This window comes from Haloarcula salinisoli (assembly GCF_019599405.1).
Taxonomy (GTDB): domain Archaea; phylum Halobacteriota; class Halobacteria; order Halobacteriales; family Haloarculaceae; genus Haloarcula; species Haloarcula salinisoli.
Genome location: NZ_RKLQ01000002.1, coordinates 1,154,573 through 1,170,646, shown reverse-complemented (window position 1 = coordinate 1,170,646; position 16,074 = coordinate 1,154,573). Strand labels below are relative to the sequence as shown.

The window sequence follows — 16,074 nt, the reverse complement described above, 5'->3', positions numbered from 1 at the left end:
AGACAGAGCTAGAATGAGCACCGTTCGAATCGTCGGCTGGACAGTCGTCGCGCTGGTGCTGATGGCACTCGCCGTGCCGTGGTTCCTCTGGGGAGCCAGTCAGACAGCCCTGGGTCTCCCGGTGTGGCTCTGGTGGCACGTTGGCTGGATGGCGCTGGCCAGTGTGGTCTTTGCCGTCTTCGCGCGGACTGGCTGGGGACTGGGCGTCGAGGAGGTGGAGCCTCGTGGCTGAGACGGCGCTGCAACTGGGCATCGTGGGCGCGTACATGGTCGTCGCGCTCGCGGTCGGCGTCGTCGCATATCGCCTGACCGACCGCACCGCCGAGGACTACTATCTCGCGAGCCGCACGCTCGGGACCGTCGTCCTGCTGTTTACGACCTTCGCGACGCTGCTGTCGGCCTTTACGTTCTTCGGCGGTCCGAACCTCGCCTACAGCGCCGGCCCAGAGTGGATACTCGTCATGGGGCTGATGGACGGCATCATCTTCGCCGTCCTCTGGTACGTGCTGGGGTACAAGCAGTGGCTCGTCGGCAAGCGCCACGGCTACGTGACGCTGGGGGAGATGCTCGGCGACCGCTTTGGCTCCAGACCCCTCAGAATCGTCGTCGCCGCCGTCAGCCTCTTCTGGCTGTTTCCCTACGTCATGCTCCAGCAGAAGGGCGCGGGCCAGGCTATCGTCGGACTCACCGGCGGCGCGGTCCCGTTCTGGGTCGGCGCCGGCGGTATCACCCTGTTCATGGTCCTGTACGTCACGCTCTCGGGGATGCGCGGGGTCGCCTGGACCGACACGCTCCAGGGACTCTTTATGCTCTCGCTCGTCTGGGTCGCACTCGCGTGGGTCCTCTCGGCCGTCGGCGGCGCCGGCGAAGCGACCGCCGCGCTCGGGGCGAGCAACCCCGAGTTCCTCGGTCTGGGCGGCGGGCTCTACACGCCCCAGTATATCATCTCTACGGCGGTGAGCATCGCCTTCGGCGTGACGATGTTCCCCCAGATAAACCAGCGCTTTTTCGCCGCCGGATCGAAGAAAGTCCTCAAGCGAACGTTCGCGCTGTGGCCGATACTCGTCGTGCTCCTCTTTGTCCCGGCGTTCATGCTGGGCGCCTGGGCGGCCGGGCTCGGCGTCACCGTCCCGGAGGGCGGGAACGTCATCCCCGCGATACTGGGCGAGTACACGCCGCCCTGGTTCGCCGCGCTGGTCATCGCCGGCGCGATGGCCGCGATGATGTCCTCCAGTGACTCCATGCTGCTGTCGGGGTCGTCGTATCTGACACGGGACCTCTACCGGCCACTGACAGGGCGCGACGACGAAAGCGACGAGCGGACCGACCGCCGGGAGACGCTCGTCGCTCGCGTGGGCGTCGTGGTGTTCGCAACCCTCTCCTTCGTCGCCAGCCTCTACACGCCGGGGACGCTGGTCCAGATCGGCGACACCGCCTTCAGCGGCTTCGCACAGCTCACGATACCGGTCGCGCTGGCGTTGTACTGGCGCGGGACGACCCAGAGCGGGATGTTCGCCGGCGTCGTCGGAAGCCAGCTGTTCTACGGGCTCCACGTCTTCCCCGTCGTCTCGGCGCTTTCGGGACTGGTGGGCGCGGACCTCGCTCTTCCCGCGGCGTATCTCGGCTGGACGCCGGGCATCGTCGGTATCCTCGTCGGCGCCCTGCTGACGGTCACCGTCTCGCTGGTGACCGCGCCCGCCGCGACCGAGGACCGGACCGCCTACGCCGTCTCCGGCGTCGAGAGTGACTGATACGGTCGGTTGTAACGATGTGCCGGTGATTTTGCCGGAGCGGGTCCGGCAAATCCCGGCGATGGCTTCCAACTGACCGTATGACGGACCGCGCTTAGAGTTCGACCACACCGACGTTCCCGTCACGCCGTATCCGCGTCCCGAACGGCTCCGAACGCCGTTCGACGGTGTCCAGAACCGAGTCAGCTGTGTCGCCGGTCGCCAGAGCTGGGGTCCCCCGCCGCGGCGGGTCGGCAGTGGGTCCCAGCGTGCAGGGGTAGAGCGTCAGCTCCGAGAGTCCGCCGTCGGCGTCGAACGCACAGACCGGCACGACGGAGCGCCAGTTGTCGACGTCGTGTGACCCATCGGCGTCCTCACCGGCGCTGTCGCCGCGGACGTCCGGCACACCGTCGTCGGTGACATCTTCTGGGGCGTCGGGTACGCGATAGACGGTCTCTTCGTGGAAACAGAAGTTCCCGAGGGAGTAGCAGATAGGACGCCCCTCGTGTATCTCGACGCCGCGGAGGGTGTGGGGGCCGGTGACGACGACGGCGTCGGCCCCGATGTCGACGGCCTTCCGGGCGAACCGTCTGAGAAACGGCGGCGGCGCGCTCGTGTTCCGGTTCCCGTCGGCCGACTGGTGGGCATGGAGCGCGAGGACGACCCGGTCGGCGTTCGCGGCCGCCTCGCGAACGCCCGCCAGCACCGCGTCCCGGTCGCGGCGGACGAGCGTCTGGTAGATGCCCGGCGGCTGCGCTTCAGTCGCGGGTGCAAAGCGCATCTGCATGAAGTAGTAGGCGTCGTCGTCGGCCCAGTCGGGGTTCGTCCGGCGGAGCCACTCCCCTTTGACCGCCTCGATTCCGGCCTCCGCAGCTATCTCGCGTAGCTGGGCCAGACGCGCCTCGGGGACGCGGTAGGTCCACTCGACGTGGAGCGGGTTGACGCCGGCCTGCCCGTCGAAAGCGGGCGTCGAGACACCGGCTTCGCCGCCGGGCGGGACGCTCGTCGTCGCGTCGACGAGCCCCACCCGACCGCCGGGCGTCTCCAGATACGACGGCGACCGCGCCACAGTCAGGTCTTCGCCGAGGCCCGCCACCGTCTGCTCGCGGTCCCGCATCGACGAGAGCGTACACCGGACCCCGCCCGGACCGAAGTCGTAGGCGTGGTTCGACGCGGCAGTGAAGAGATTGCACCCCATCGCCGAAAGTTCGTCCAGACAGGCCGGCGACGTGCCCATGATGGCCCCCGGAAACGGCGAGGGAGAGTGGTACTGGTCGGTGACCTGTGGCAGCGAGGCGTGGAGACAGTCGTCGTCGACCACGACGGGTTCGACCTGGGTGAGCGCCGCGTCGGCAGCCGAGAGCACCGAGCAAAGCTCGTCGAACCGCTCGTCACCGACTCGGTCGGTCACCGGGCGACCGATGATGGCGTCCCCTGTCGCCGCGAGCGTGAACGGCTCGGCTGTCATGCCCCCGCTTCCGGAGGGTAGTAATTAGTCGTTTCCCTGCCACGGGAACCAGCCACACGGTAGACGCCGGAGCGGCGAACCCCGGTGCCGAGCCCGGTGAAAACCGAAGTCGTTTAGCCCCCGGTTGGCCCATAGGCAGATAATGGCGCGTCGAGCAGACCGTCCGACCCTTCTCGTACCCGTCGTAGGGGTCCCCACGCCCCACTAACTCCACCCCTCGACGCCGGCACCGTTTTTCGACTACCCGCAGACTGCAGATTCGACATGAGTGACACACAGGACCCACCGACCGACGAACCGCCAGCCGACGACCAGCTAACCGGGGAGTACGACCCCGAAGACATCGAGTCCAAGTGGCAGGACCACTGGGTGACCGAAGACACGTACGCCTACGACGGCGACGCCGACACCCGATTCTCCATCGACACGCCCCCACCCACGGTGTCGGGCAACCTCCACATGGGCCACCTCTACCAGTTCACCCTCCAGGACTTCGTCGCCCGCTACCACCGGATGGCCGACGACACGGTCTACTTCCCCTTCGGCTACGACGACAACGGTATCGCCTCCGAGCGCCTGACCGAGCGGGAACTGGACATCCGCCACCAGGACTTCGAGCGACGGGCGTTCCAGGAGAAATGCCGCGAGGTCTGTGCGACCTACGAGGAGGAGTTCACCGAGGACGTCCAGTCCCTGGCCATCTCCGTGGACTGGGACAACACGTACAAGACCATCGCACCGGAGGTCCAGCGCACCTCGCAACTGTCCTTCCTCGACCTCTACGAGAAGGGCCGGGAGTACCGCCAGCGCGCGCCGACCATCTGGTGTCCCGACTGCGAGACCGCCATCTCACAGGTCGAACAGGAAGACGAGGACAAGGCGACGAAGTTCAACGACATCGCCTTCGACCTCGTGGCCGACGGCGACGGCCCCATCACGTGGGACGAGACCTTCACAATCTCGACGACCCGGCCCGAACTGCTCCCGGCGTGTGTCTCCGTCTTCGTCCACCCGGACGACGACGAGAACCAGCACCTCGTCGGCGGCACCGCTCGGGTCCCGCTGTTCGGCCAGGAGGTCCCCATCATCGCCGACGAGCGCGTCGACATGGAGACCGGCTCCGGGCTGGTGATGTGCTGTACCTTCGGCGACCAGAACGACATCGAGTGGTACCAGGCCCACGACCTCGACCTGCGGCTGGCCATCGACGAGTCCGCGACGATGACCGAGGTCGCCGGCGACTACGAGGGGATGAGTACCCACGAGGCCCGCGAGGCCATCGTCGAGGACTTAGACGAGGAAGGGTACCTGCTGGAATCGCGCGACCACGACCACACCGTCCAGGTCCACGAGCGCTGTGGCGTCGAGGTCGAGTATCTCGTCACCGAGCAGTGGTACATCCAGATGCTCGACAAGAAAGACGAGTACCTCGAAGCGGGCCGGGAGATGGACTGGTTCCCGGAGAAGATGCTCAGCCGCTACCAGCACTGGATAGAGGGGCTCGAATGGGACTGGTGTATCTCCCGCCAGCGCGATTCCGGTATCCCCATCCCAGTCTGGTACTGCGAGGACTGCGGCGAACCGGTCATGGCCGAGAAGGCCGACCTGCCGGTCGACCCGCTCTCGGACGACCCACCGGTGAGTAGCTGTCCGGAGTGTGGCCACGACGAGCTAACCCCCGAAGAGGACGTCTTCGACACGTGGGCGACCTCCTCGCTGACGCCGCTGGTCAACGCCGGCTGGGACTGGGATAGCGAGGCCGAGGACTTCGCCTGGGAGAACCCCGAACTCTACCCCTTCGACCTCCGCCCGCAGGGCCACGACATCATCTCGTTCTGGCTGTTCCACACCGTCGTGAAGTGTTACGAACACACCGGCGAGGTCCCCTTCGACAGCGTCATGATAAACGGGATGGTGCTGGACGAGAACCGCGAGGCGATGTCCAAATCCAAGGGCAACGTCATCCCGCCCAGCGAGGTGCTCGAGAACTTCCCCGTCGACGCCGCCCGCTACTGGGCCGCCGGCACCTCCATCGGCGACGACTTCCCGTACAAAGAGGGCGACCTCGAAGCCGGGGAGCGCCTGCTCCAGAAACTCTGGAACGCCTCCCGTCTGGTCGACCACCTCACTCCCGCGGAGCGCCCAGCCGAACCCGACGAGCTCTCGGCCGTCGACCGGTGGCTGCTTGCCGAGCTGGACGCGACCATCGACTCCATCACCGCGAAGTTCGAGGACTACGCCTTCTCGAAGGCCCGCAACGAACTGCGGTCGTTCTTCTGGAACACGTTCTGTGACGACTACCTCGAAATCGCGAAACAGCGCCTGAGCGACGGTGGCGATGCCAGTACCGAGTACACGCTGCTGACCGCTCACCGTACGTTCCTGAAGCTCTTTGCCCCGTTCCTCCCGCACATCACGGAGGAGCTGTGGGAGCGACTGGACTACAGCGCCCCGGACGCCGACGACTCCATCCACACCACCGACTGGCCGGTCGCGGGCGGCTACGAGGCCGACCTCGCGGCCGGCGAGACGGCCATGGAGGTCGTCTCCGCGCTGCGCCGATACAAGACCGAGAACGGCCTGCCGCTGAACGCCGACCTCGAACACGTCGAGGTGTACGGCCACGTCGACGGGTTCGAAGCCGCCGTCGCCGAGGCGATGCACGTCGAGACGCTCGACGTCTTCGAGGACGCCCCCGACATCACGACCGAGATAAGCGGCATCGACCTCGACTACTCCGTCGTCGGGCCGGAGTTCGGCAGCGACGTGGGCGCCATCGACGCCGGCATCGAGTCCGGAGACTACGAGATAGACGGCGAACGGCTGGTCGTCGCAGACGAGTTCGAACTCGGCCCCGACCTCTTCGAGGTCGAGGAGACCCGGACCTACTCCGGCGAGGGCGAGATGACCGAGACCGAAAGCGCCGTCGTCGTCGTTCGGTAGAGAGAGCCGAATTCGGGGCTGGCGCCGAACCTGACGTTTTTTTATCACGTGGCAACAGCAGCCGAACATGACCGATAGACGGATCGTTGTCCTGGGGAGTGCCGTCTTCGTCGGATCGACAGCGGCCGTCGTCGCCGTGCTCGCGGGTGCTGCCGCGGCGCCGGTGGCTGGGACGGCGGTCGTGGGCCTGGCGGCTGGCGCTGCAGTCGGATACAGGCTCCTGCCCGTCGAGCAAGTCGCCGGCCACCTCGAACACCGTCTCCGGACTGTCGGGACCATCCTGCCGATGTTCGTCCTCATCGCCTGGGCGGCGTGGACGTTTGTCGAAGGCAGTTCAGGAGGGCGCTTCTGGCCGGCTATGGCCGGGATATTCCTCGCACTCCTCGGCTGGGTTAGCGTCGTGCAGGTCGGCCAGAACGCACAGAGCGCCGCGGCCGACAGCCGAGGGGAGACACTAGCGGTGCTTCCAGAGACAGACAGCATCAGTATCTTCGGCCTTGAGCGGTATCGGCGGCCGCTGAAACTGTTCGGCGCTGTCAGCACACTGGCTGCGGTGGGCCTGTTCGGCTGGCTGGCCTACACCGGTTCGAACCCGTTCCTCGTCGTCTACGCCCTCCCGGTCTTGCTCCTGACGGTTACCGACACGACCTACAGAGTCCGCATCACCGAATCGGGACTGCTCTCCGAGAACTACATCAGTTCGCGCCAGGTCGGCACCAAGTTTACCGCCTGGGAGGAGGTTTCTGGCTACAGCGTGCGTGACGGAACCCTCACTATCGCCATCGACAAGGGCATCAACTTCAGCTACGACACCGGCGACATCGACGACCTGCCACGCGTCCGCAGCGCGCTGGAAGAGTACGTTCCCGAGCAACGATGAGACGCCGACGACCGCCGACCGCGCACCTTTATTTTCCGCCCCAGTGAGCCACCAGCCATGCAGGGTCGACCACCGGCCGCGCTCGGGGGTGGCGCATACGTCGCCGGAGCCGCCGCGGCCGTTACGTTGCTGGCCGCGGTCCCACTGGACGCGGCCGCTGCCGCCGCAGTCGGTGGGTTTTGTCTTGGTATCGTCGCGGGTGGGCTGTTGGTGACACGCACCCGGCTACTGGGCCGCGAGGGGACGGCAGGGGTCCTGGGGTTCCCAGTGGGGCTGCTCGTGGCCTGGGTGACCTGGACCGGGATACAGAGCGGGGCCGGCGGGCGCTACCAGTTCGCCATCGGCAGTGCGTTTCTCGCTATCGTCGGCTGGGCCGTGCTGATCCGGGGCGACCAGCCAGGCGAACCCACCGACAGCGATGAGACGCTGGCGGTGCTTCCTCGGACGACAGACAGCGGGCGCGTCGCCGACGGCCGCTGGCGGTGGCTCAAGCTGCTCGCCGACGTGGGCGTACTCGCGGTCACCGGCTACGCGTTTTACCGCGGCGCCGTCCAGTCTGACCCCTCCAGCTGGCTCTTCGGCGGCCTCTTTCTGGCCGTGTTCCTCCCCGGGACCCGGTCAGTGGTCCGACTGACAGCAGACGGGCTGGCTACCACACGGTACGTCTGCTGGGTGGTCCCGTTCGACCGCTCCCGGACGCCCTGGGTGGAGATATACGGCTACGAGGCGACCGACGAGCGGCTCAGAATCGCGACGGAGTTCGGCCGCGACCTCGTCTACGACGGGGGCCGAATCGACGACCGTGACCGCGTCGTCGGGGTGCTCGACGACCACGTCCCGCGGCTCTGACAGTCAGGCCCGCTTTGCCTTCTCGACCCGCGTCGCGAGCGCCAGAAACGTCGCCAGAATCGTCAGCGACACGGCCCACCCCGCCGCGAGGTCGTGAGCCAGGACGGTGTGGTCGAACTGGATACCTGGCCCCGGTAGCAACGGCTCACCTCGGAGCCACGTGTGGTGTGGGCCGCCCAGCACCGGCACGAAGTAGTCAACCACGTCGTTGAAGCCGTACCAGAAGGCGGCGACGGCGACCGCCGGGACGGAAAACCGTGCGTAGCGGTGGATGAGGAAGGCCTCGACGGCCATCGCCAGGTGCGAGAGAATCAGGAACCAGTAGAGCCACGGCGCGATGCCCTCGCTGCCGTTGATGACCAGCTGGACGTAGGGGGTCCAGAGTCCGAGCTTGATACAGCCGAAGAAAGCCAGCGCGTGGAGCCACTGGAGGTCCCAGTCGAGCTTCCACGCCGCGAACGAAAGGCCGATGAATAGCGTCGCGACCGGCGAGTCCGGGATGAGCGGATAGGCCAGTGGCGTGGCCGCACCCAGTTGCCCGCCCAGCAGCGGCGGCGAGAGATTCAGCGGCTGGCCGGCGTAGTACCAGAAGCCAAACAGCGTCCCGACGAGGTTGACGATGGCGATGGGCCAGGCGAGTCGCAGGCCGACGTTCTCGAGCCACTCGGGCAGCGGCGCGACGTAGCGGGGCAGCCCCTCAGGCTCGGGGAGCGGCGCGTCGAAGTACCGGGCGACGACCGACTCGATTCGCTCGCCAGTCCGGCGTACGACCGACATACCTCCCCGTGTGGGTTCCGATGATAAACGCCTAGCGGTTGTGGTGGTTGCAGTAGTGTGTACCGCAACAGCAATTGCTTCCGAGAGCCAGAAAGCCCCGGCTCGAAATTACAGCCAGAACCGACCGCAAGCGGTGGAAGGACACGCGTTAAGTAAATCCAGTCCTAAGCCCGGCGTAATGCCTGAAGCTACCGATTTGGAGGAACTCCGCCGCGGTACTGACCTGGTCAAGCGCGGCTTCGCGAAGATGCAGAAGGGCGGCGTCATCATGGACGTCGTCACGGCCGAACAGGCCCGTATCGCCGAGGACGTCGGCGCGGTGGCCGTGATGAACCTCGAAGCCGTCCCGGCGGACATCCGCAAGCGCGGTGGCGTCGCGCGGATGGCCGACCCCGCCTCGCTGCAGTCGGTCATCGACGAGGTCTCTATCCCGGTGATGGGCAAGGCCCGTATCGGCCACACGAAGGAGGCCGAGATTCTGGAGGCCGCGGGCGCGGACATGCTCGACGAGAGCGAGGTCCTGACGCCGGCGGACGACCGCTACCACATCGACAAGCGGGACTTCACTGCCCCGTTCGTCTGTGGCGCGCGCAACCTCCAGGAAGCCCTGCGTCGCATCGACGAGGGTGCGGCGATGATTCGAACCAAGGGCGAGGCCGGCACCGGCGACGTGAACCAGGCCGTCCACCACCAGCGCAACATCAAGGGGTCGATTCGCAAGCTCGAAGGGATGAGCCACGAGGAGCGAGAGAAGTGGGCCCGCGAGCACGAGGCGCCCGCTGACCTCGTCCACGAGACCGCCGAGATGGGCCGGCTGCCGGTCGTGAACTTCGCCGCCGGCGGCATCGCGACGCCGGCCGACGCGGCGCTGATGATGCACCACGGCTGTGACGGCATCTTCGTCGGCTCGGGTATCTTCGGTGCCGAGGACCCCGAGGCGATGGGCACGGCAATCGTCGAAGCGGTGAACAACTGGGACGACCCCGAGAAACTGACCGAAATCAGCAAGAACGTCGGCAAGGGGATGAAAGGCGACGCGAACGCCGACCTCCCCGAAGAAGAGAAGCTGCAGGGCCGCGGCGTCTGAGCCGGGTTTTCGACCGCCCTCTCGAAAGACGAAGAACCAAGTCCGTCGGTGAGTGACTGAGAGTGTGCAGCAGACGGAGACCGCGGCGACCGACGCGAACGAGGGGCTGCTGGACCTCATCAGAGCGTTTCAGGAGACACTCGAAGGGCTGGCCACAAGCCAGGGCCGGGTCGTCGCGACGGCGCTGCTTCTTGCCGTCCTGCTCGTCACCGTCGTCGTGATTCCGGCGGTGCTCTCGCGGCTTCGAACGGTTGCAATCGAGCGGATGGGAGCGGGGTCGGGCAGCTGGCTCCAGACGATGGCGGCGTACACGCCGACGACGTTCCGCGGACTCCTGCTCCGGATGGCGCAGTTCACGGTGGTGTCGGTCGTCGTCGTCTCGTTTCTGGTCGTCTGGGGAATCACGGACGTGGCAGCGGCGCTCCGGCCGTTTCTGGCCGATCGGGACCCGACGCTCGTCCCGACGATACAGACGATCGTACTCATCATGCTGGCCTTCGTCGCGTCGGACCAGCTCCAGCGGTGGATAGACCGCTTTAGCACCGCGCTCTCGGATTTCACCGAGCACCAGGAGGAAATTCTCCTGCGGGTCGGGCAGGTCACTATCTTCGTCGTCGTCGGCGCGACCATCTTCGCGGTCTGGAGCATCAATATCGGGGGCCTGCTGGTCGGGGCCGGCTTCCTCGGTATCGTCGTCGGCTTTGCCGCCCGCCAGACGTTGGGGTCGCTCATCGCCGGCTTCGTCCTGATGTTCTCGCGACCCTTCACCATCGGTGACTGGGTCGCCATCGGCGACGAGGAGGGTATCGTCACCGACATCACCATCTTCAACACGCGCCTGGAGAACTTCGACGGTGAGTTCGTCGTCCTCCCCAACGACCGGGTGAGCGACAGCGCCATCACCAACCGGAGCCGGAAGGGGCTGCTTCGCCTGACGCTGGATATCGGCGTCGACTACGACACCGACGTCGACGCGGCCAGGGAGCTGGCCCGCGAGACGATGGTCGGCGTCAGCGACGTCGTCGACTCACCGCCGCCACAGGTCGTCCCCAAATCCTTCGGCGACTCCGCAGTGGTGCTGGAGCTGCGGTTCTGGATCGACCACCCGACGCCGCCCAGGAAGTGGCGGGCCGTCTCCGCCGTGGTGCGAGCGGTGAAGTCGTCGTTCGACGAGGAGGACATCGATATCCCATTCCCACAGCGCACGCTCACCGTGCGCGACGAGTCGTCGGCGACCGAGCGACCTCGCGGCGTGCATTCGGAGGACTAGTCGTACAGTCCCGAAAGCAGGAGTCCGGCACCGAGCACCCAGCAACCACAGAGCCCCGCGAGGGTCGCGACGTGAAACAGCCAGGCCAGCCCGAAGCCACCGAGCAGCGAGCCGTCCATCGCTTGCAGCGCGAGCGCGACCCCGACCGCGGGCGAACCGGCGGTCAGGAGCACTCCGGCGAATGCTCCCGTAGCCACTGGCAGAGTGAGCGCGATGATGCCAGCGCCCAGCCGCGTCAGGACGAGACCGACGAACGCGGGGTCGAGCCGGCCGGCCTGGCGGGTGGTGGAACCGCTGTGTGCCATACACCACCATACTGTTTGTGGGCTGATAAATATCCGCATCGACCCCGGGGAGCCTGAACGGGAAAGCCCCAGTCCCGTCGTGCGGTTACGACCCTGATTGCGGGCGCAATTGGCTGTCGAAGCTATTATCCCCAGGCGCACGTACGGGGTGATATGAGCACGCCGCCGGGGGAGTACTACACAGACGAACGCTGGCAGAACTGGCTCGACCGCATCGAAAACGAGGGGATCGACCCCGAAGACGAGGACTCGGCTCGACTCCTGTTGAACCTGCAGGACGACGCCGCCATCGCGGTCGCGAAGATACTCACCGACTACGACGACGGTGAGCTCGACGAGGAGACCGCGCTGTCGGAGCTAGCGGGGGTTCGGGAGATTGTCCTCGACGAGATAGAGATAGACGACGAGGAGACGCTGATGCTCATCGACGGCGTCCAGACCTCGCTGGTCTGTGTCTTCTACGCCGCCGAGGAGTACACCGCCGAGGGCGTCGCGAGCGACGCGACGGTCACCGACTACGTCGGTGCGGCCGCCGACGCCGAGGCCGAGGAAGACCTCGATGCCGCCCTGGGCTACTGTGTCCAGGCGGGCACGCGAATCATCGACGGCGACGAACTGCCGATGGAGGTCGTCGAGGACCTCGAATACGGCCTCGTCTCGGAGTGGGTCAACGGACTGGACAGCCTCCAGACGGCGCTTTCGGACCCGGAAGTCGTCGAAGAAGACGAAGACTGACCGCGTTGTCGCTGCCAGCGCTGGTCGGACTGGCACCGGTCGTTTTCGCGTCCACTAGCTGGCGGGTAGGTTTTTACGTACCACCACGTAAGTAGTCGGCATGGATTTGGTCGGGGACCGGCGAGGGCAGTCTATCCAGATCGGTGCCGTGTTGCTGTTTGCCGTCCTCATCATCGCCTTCGCGAGCTATCAGGCCTTCGTCGTCCCCAACCAGAACCGCGGGGTGGAGTTCAACCACAACCAGCAGGTCCAATCGGATATGCAGGACCTCCGTAACGCCATCGTCTCGGCCGGCGAGGACCGGAGCGTCTCCGTCCAACTGGGCACTCGCTATCCCAGTCGGCTGGTGGCCCGCAATCCCAGCCCGCCGTCGGGGTCGCTGAACACCGTCGGGACGACGGATGAGAGTGTGGCGCTGCGGATAACGAACGCCCAGGCGGCAGGCGAGACGGGCGACTTCTGGAACGAGAGCCAGCGCTACAACACCGGCGCTATCAGGTACCGACCCAACTACAACGTCTACGCCAACTCGCCGACCACAACGTACGAACAGACCGTTCTCTACAACCAGTTCCCGACAGGCAACATCACGCTCGCGGACCAGTCCTTCATCGACGGGACCGACATCTCGCTCGTGGTCATCAACGGCAGTGTCTCGGCATCCTCGACGCAGTCCACGTCCGTCGATGTTCGGTCGGTGAGTAGCTCGACCGAGCGGGTCAGGCTGACCAACGATAGCACCGGGCCAGTCAACATAACCTTCAGTTCCCAGCGGTCGGCGGCGTACTGGGACGTCCTGGAGACCTCCCAGTCGACCGTCAGGAGCGTGACGAGCACCCCCGGTGGGAACGGGTTCTATAACGTCAACGTCGAACTCGAGCCAAAGCGGACCTACAGCCTCAAGCTGACGAAAGTCGGCGTCGGGGCGGGCGTCACCGGCGAAAACGCCGCCTACCTGACCGACGTCGACGGCGACGGGACAACCGTCACCCAGGGCGAGACCACCGAACTGACGCTCGAAGTGCGCGACCGGTTCAACAACCCGCCGGCCGACGCCGCCGAGTTGACCGTCAACGGGTCGGTCGCCGGGAGCGGGTCGCTCCGGTCGAACGCGAAGACGCCGGATCAGGACGGACAGGTGACGTTCGTCTACGAGGCGCCCACGAGTGCGACCGGCGCCCAGGAAATCGAGTTCAGCTACACCGACAGCGGGACCGGCCTGAACGGCTCGACGCCCCAGAACGTCTCGATGAACGTGACCGTCGAGGCGCCGGCAAGGGGCGGCGGTGGCGGTGGGGGCGGCGGCGCGTACACTCTGTCGTGGGCTGACCCGAGCGACTACACCACCAGCGAGGCCCTCGCGGACTGCTCGGCGGCCGGGTGTACCTGGGATGTCGGGGGAAGTAGCGACTCGACGCTGACGCTCCGGGCTGGAACGACGCCGGCTCTCAGCGGCTTCGACGTGGAGTTCGCTGTGAACGACACAGCTATCGGGAGCCTCTTGCCGACCGACACGTCGACTGACTCGAACGGGCAGGCGACGACCGACATCACTGCCAGCGAGAACGGTACCGTCGGCGTCTACACGGCCAGCGGTGGCGCGAGCGACGTGTTCAATCTGACTGTCCAGAACGTGAGTTCTGGTGGTGGCAACGGCGCTCCGACTGCCAGCTTCACCTACTCGCCGTCGAGTCCGAACCCGGGCGAATCGGCGACGTTCGACGCGAGCGGCTCCAGCGACCCCGACGGTGATTCGCTCACCTATAGCTGGGACTGGGACGATGGGAGCACCGACACCACGACATCCGAGACTATCAGTCACACCTACTCAGCCAGCGGGAGCTACACCGTCTCACTGACTGTCAGTGACGGGAACGGAGCATCAGACACGACGACGCAGACGGTGACGGTGGGATCACAGGCAAGTCAGGTGTCCGTCGCGCCGAACTCGAACGGAACGGCCGGACCCGATGGGGCAAAAATCCAGTTCAGTCTGACCAACTCCGGAAGCAGCAGTGTGAGTATTACTAACATTTCGGTAGACAGTACCACCGCCAACGCAGATTACGTCGAGGACCGCGACGATGGAACCGAATTCGAGGGTGCTGGCGGTTCACTTGATACTCGTCTCAATATCGGCGGAGCGACGGAACCCCTTGACACTGATGCGACAATCAGCGGAACCAGCACCGAACAGTTCAGCCTGGGACAGTTCAGACGTGACGCTGGCGTGAATAGCCAGACAGTCTCAATGAGCGGTGATCAGGTGACTATCACACTGACATTCGGTGATGGAAGTACAGCGCAGTTTGTGCTTAGTCCGTGATAATGTTCAGAATGGCTGAAAATTAAGGCTGGCAAGCGCCGAGGTGCGACTAGCTCGCAGTACGATACCACAATCGTCGAACTAGTGGTCGACAGCCATTTATACGTACACGCTGACCTTCCGGCAATGACTGCAGTCGGCATCGACGCGATGGAGATCTGGACAGGAAAGCTGAAACTGGACCTCGCGGAGACGTTCGCGCCCGCACAGGGCGACGACCCCGGTAAGTACACGAAAGGGCTGGGCCTGCACGCCTCGTCGTTCCCAGATGTCCACGAGGACATCGTGACGATGGCGGCCAACGCCGCCCACCGACTGATGGACCGCAAGGGCCTCGAACCCGAGGATATCGGCCGCATCGACGTGGCGACGGAGTCCTCTTTCGACAACTCCAAGCCCGTCTCCACCTACGTCGCGGGCTGTCTGGAGAAGGTGTACGACGGCGACTTCCACCACGCCAACAAGGGCGAGCGGAAGTTCGCCTGTATCTCGGGCACCCAGAGCTTAGACGACGCGTACAACTGGATTCGCGCCGACCGGCACCGTGGCCGCGCGGCCATCGTCATCGCCACCGACACGGCACTGTATGCCCGCGACGACCCCGGCGAGGCCACCCAGGGTGCCGGGGCCGTGGCGATGCTGGTCGCCGAGGACCCCGACCTCCTGGAACTCTCGCCCGAGCAGGGCTTTGGCAGCGCCGACGAGACGGACTTCCTCAAACCGAACCAGCAGTTCCCCTCCGTCGACGGGAAACGGTCGGTAAACGTCTACCTGGCGCGGATGCGCGAGGCGCTCGACGACTTCGCCTCGGTCTCCGGCGACATCCACCCCGAGGACTACCCGCTCATCCCGTTTCACACCCCGTTCCCAGGGATGGTCCGGAAGGCCGCCGCGCTGGGCTACCGGCACATCATCCGCGACACGGAAATCGAGGACGAACTCGCCGAGGAGATCGGCTACCAGCCGGTCCCCGAAGCCTTCGACAGCGACGACGAGTTCTACGAGGCCATCCGTGAGTACACCGACTCGCTGACCGAGACCGAACGCTACCAGGCGTGGTACGGCGAGACCATCGACCCGACACTCGAGATATCCCGACACGTCGGGAACTGGTACACCGGGTCGGTCCACATCGCCCGCGCCGCCGGGCTGAAACACGCCCGCGAGAACGGTCGCGACCTCGACGGCACGGAGCTGCTGGTGGCCTCCTACGGCTCCGGCGCCCAGGCCGAAGTCCACGCCGAGAAAGTGGTCGAGGGCTGGGAGGACGAAATCGCCCAGCTCAACATCGACGAACAGATTCGGACCCGCTACGAGATGTCTTTCGAAGAGTACGAGCAGATTCACGACGTCCACAACCACGACACCGAGGCCGACGCCGAGGCCTTCACCGACCCCAGCGAGGAGTTCGTCTTCGACGGCTGGGGGCGGATGGGCGAGCGGACGTACAAGTACGTGGAGTAGTCCGGTTTTGAGCTGTCTCTCGTGACGAGAACAGGACTCGTGACAGCCAAAAAGCTCCGCTAGCAACTGCACTAAACCACCTAGCGAACAGCCAGAAAGGGGCGGCTGCGTGGCGGCTACGCCGCCACGTTTAACGAGGTCGGCGGAGCCGACCTCGCTTGCTACACGAAGGCGGGCGAAGCAAGCACCGCAGGCCGAAGGCTGAGGAGCGCAGCGAGCCCCCCGAGTGTAGCCCGTCGG

Annotated in this window: 13 protein-coding genes; 10 read left to right on the top strand and 3 right to left on the bottom strand. The window is 65.8% G+C overall.

What is annotated here, in order from left to right:
* Positions 1-13 precede the first annotated feature (13 nt).
* Positions 14-232 carry a DUF3311 domain-containing protein gene (locus EGD98_RS15260; RefSeq protein ID WP_220589219.1) on the top strand — a complete coding sequence of 73 codons (219 nt, stop codon included), beginning with the start codon at positions 14-16 and terminating at the stop codon, positions 230-232.
* A complete protein-coding gene (locus EGD98_RS15255; protein WP_220589218.1) occupies positions 225-1,751 on the top strand; it encodes a sodium:solute symporter family protein in 1,527 nt (508 codons plus the stop codon). Before EGD98_RS15260 ends, EGD98_RS15255 begins: the two co-directional genes overlap by 8 nt.
* Positions 1,752-1,845: 94 nt before the next feature.
* Here EGD98_RS15255 and EGD98_RS15250 read toward each other — a convergent pair whose 3' ends face one another.
* Positions 1,846-3,198, bottom strand: coding sequence for a CapA family protein (locus EGD98_RS15250; RefSeq protein WP_220589217.1), 1,353 nt, complete (start codon positions 3,196-3,198; stop codon positions 1,846-1,848).
* A gap of 264 nt (positions 3,199-3,462) precedes the next feature.
* Here EGD98_RS15250 and EGD98_RS15245 point away from each other — a divergent pair, with 264 nt between their 5' ends.
* The 3 genes from EGD98_RS15245 (at position 3,463) to EGD98_RS15235 (ending at position 7,870) form a co-directional block, all read left to right on the top strand.
* Complete coding sequence (locus EGD98_RS15245; RefSeq protein ID WP_220589216.1) at positions 3,463-6,141, top strand: valine--tRNA ligase; 2,679 nt, start codon at positions 3,463-3,465, stop codon at positions 6,139-6,141.
* Between the two features lie 67 nt (positions 6,142-6,208).
* Entirely contained in the window at positions 6,209-7,021 is an 813-nt protein-coding gene (locus EGD98_RS15240; protein ID WP_220589215.1) for a hypothetical protein, read from the top strand.
* A 57-nt stretch (positions 7,022-7,078) separates the two neighbouring features.
* Positions 7,079-7,870, top strand: a complete 792-nt coding sequence (locus EGD98_RS15235) for a hypothetical protein (protein ID WP_220589214.1) — start codon at positions 7,079-7,081, stop codon at positions 7,868-7,870.
* Positions 7,871-7,873: 3 nt separating this feature from the next.
* Here the strand turns inward: EGD98_RS15235 and EGD98_RS15230 are convergent, their stop codons facing one another.
* Positions 7,874-8,647, bottom strand: a complete 774-nt coding sequence (locus EGD98_RS15230; RefSeq protein ID WP_220589213.1) for a DUF1405 domain-containing protein — start codon at positions 8,645-8,647, stop codon at positions 7,874-7,876.
* Between the two features lie 178 nt (positions 8,648-8,825).
* On the opposite strand from EGD98_RS15230, the gene pdxS reads away from it, so the two are divergent.
* Together pdxS and EGD98_RS15220 are read left to right on the top strand one after the other, a co-directional pair.
* A complete protein-coding gene (pdxS, locus tag EGD98_RS15225) occupies positions 8,826-9,734 on the top strand; it encodes a pyridoxal 5'-phosphate synthase lyase subunit PdxS (RefSeq protein ID WP_220589212.1) in 909 nt (302 codons plus the stop codon).
* 64 nt (positions 9,735-9,798) lie between these two features.
* Entirely contained in the window at positions 9,799-11,004 is a 1,206-nt protein-coding gene (locus EGD98_RS15220) for a mechanosensitive ion channel family protein (protein WP_328763100.1), read from the top strand.
* Here the strand turns inward: EGD98_RS15220 and EGD98_RS15215 are convergent.
* Positions 11,001-11,309, bottom strand: coding sequence for a hypothetical protein (locus tag EGD98_RS15215; RefSeq protein ID WP_220589210.1), 309 nt, complete (start codon positions 11,307-11,309; stop codon positions 11,001-11,003). The two genes, EGD98_RS15220 and EGD98_RS15215, sit on opposite strands and share 4 nt — an antisense overlap.
* Positions 11,310-11,462: 153 nt before the next feature.
* Here EGD98_RS15215 and EGD98_RS15210 point away from each other — a divergent pair, with 153 nt between their 5' ends.
* The 3 genes from EGD98_RS15210 (at position 11,463) to hmgB (ending at position 15,834) form a co-directional block, all read left to right on the top strand.
* Positions 11,463-12,044, top strand: coding sequence for a DUF2150 family protein (locus EGD98_RS15210; protein WP_220589209.1), 582 nt, complete (start codon positions 11,463-11,465; stop codon positions 12,042-12,044).
* 100 nt (positions 12,045-12,144) lie between these two features.
* Entirely contained in the window at positions 12,145-14,370 is a 2,226-nt protein-coding gene (locus EGD98_RS20835; protein ID WP_236039489.1) for a PKD domain-containing protein, read from the top strand.
* A 126-nt stretch (positions 14,371-14,496) separates the two neighbouring features.
* On the top strand, positions 14,497-15,834 hold the full coding sequence (gene hmgB, locus EGD98_RS15200; protein WP_220589208.1) for a hydroxymethylglutaryl-CoA synthase: 1,338 nt from the start codon (positions 14,497-14,499) through the stop codon (positions 15,832-15,834).
* Positions 15,835-16,074: the final 240 nt, after the last annotated feature.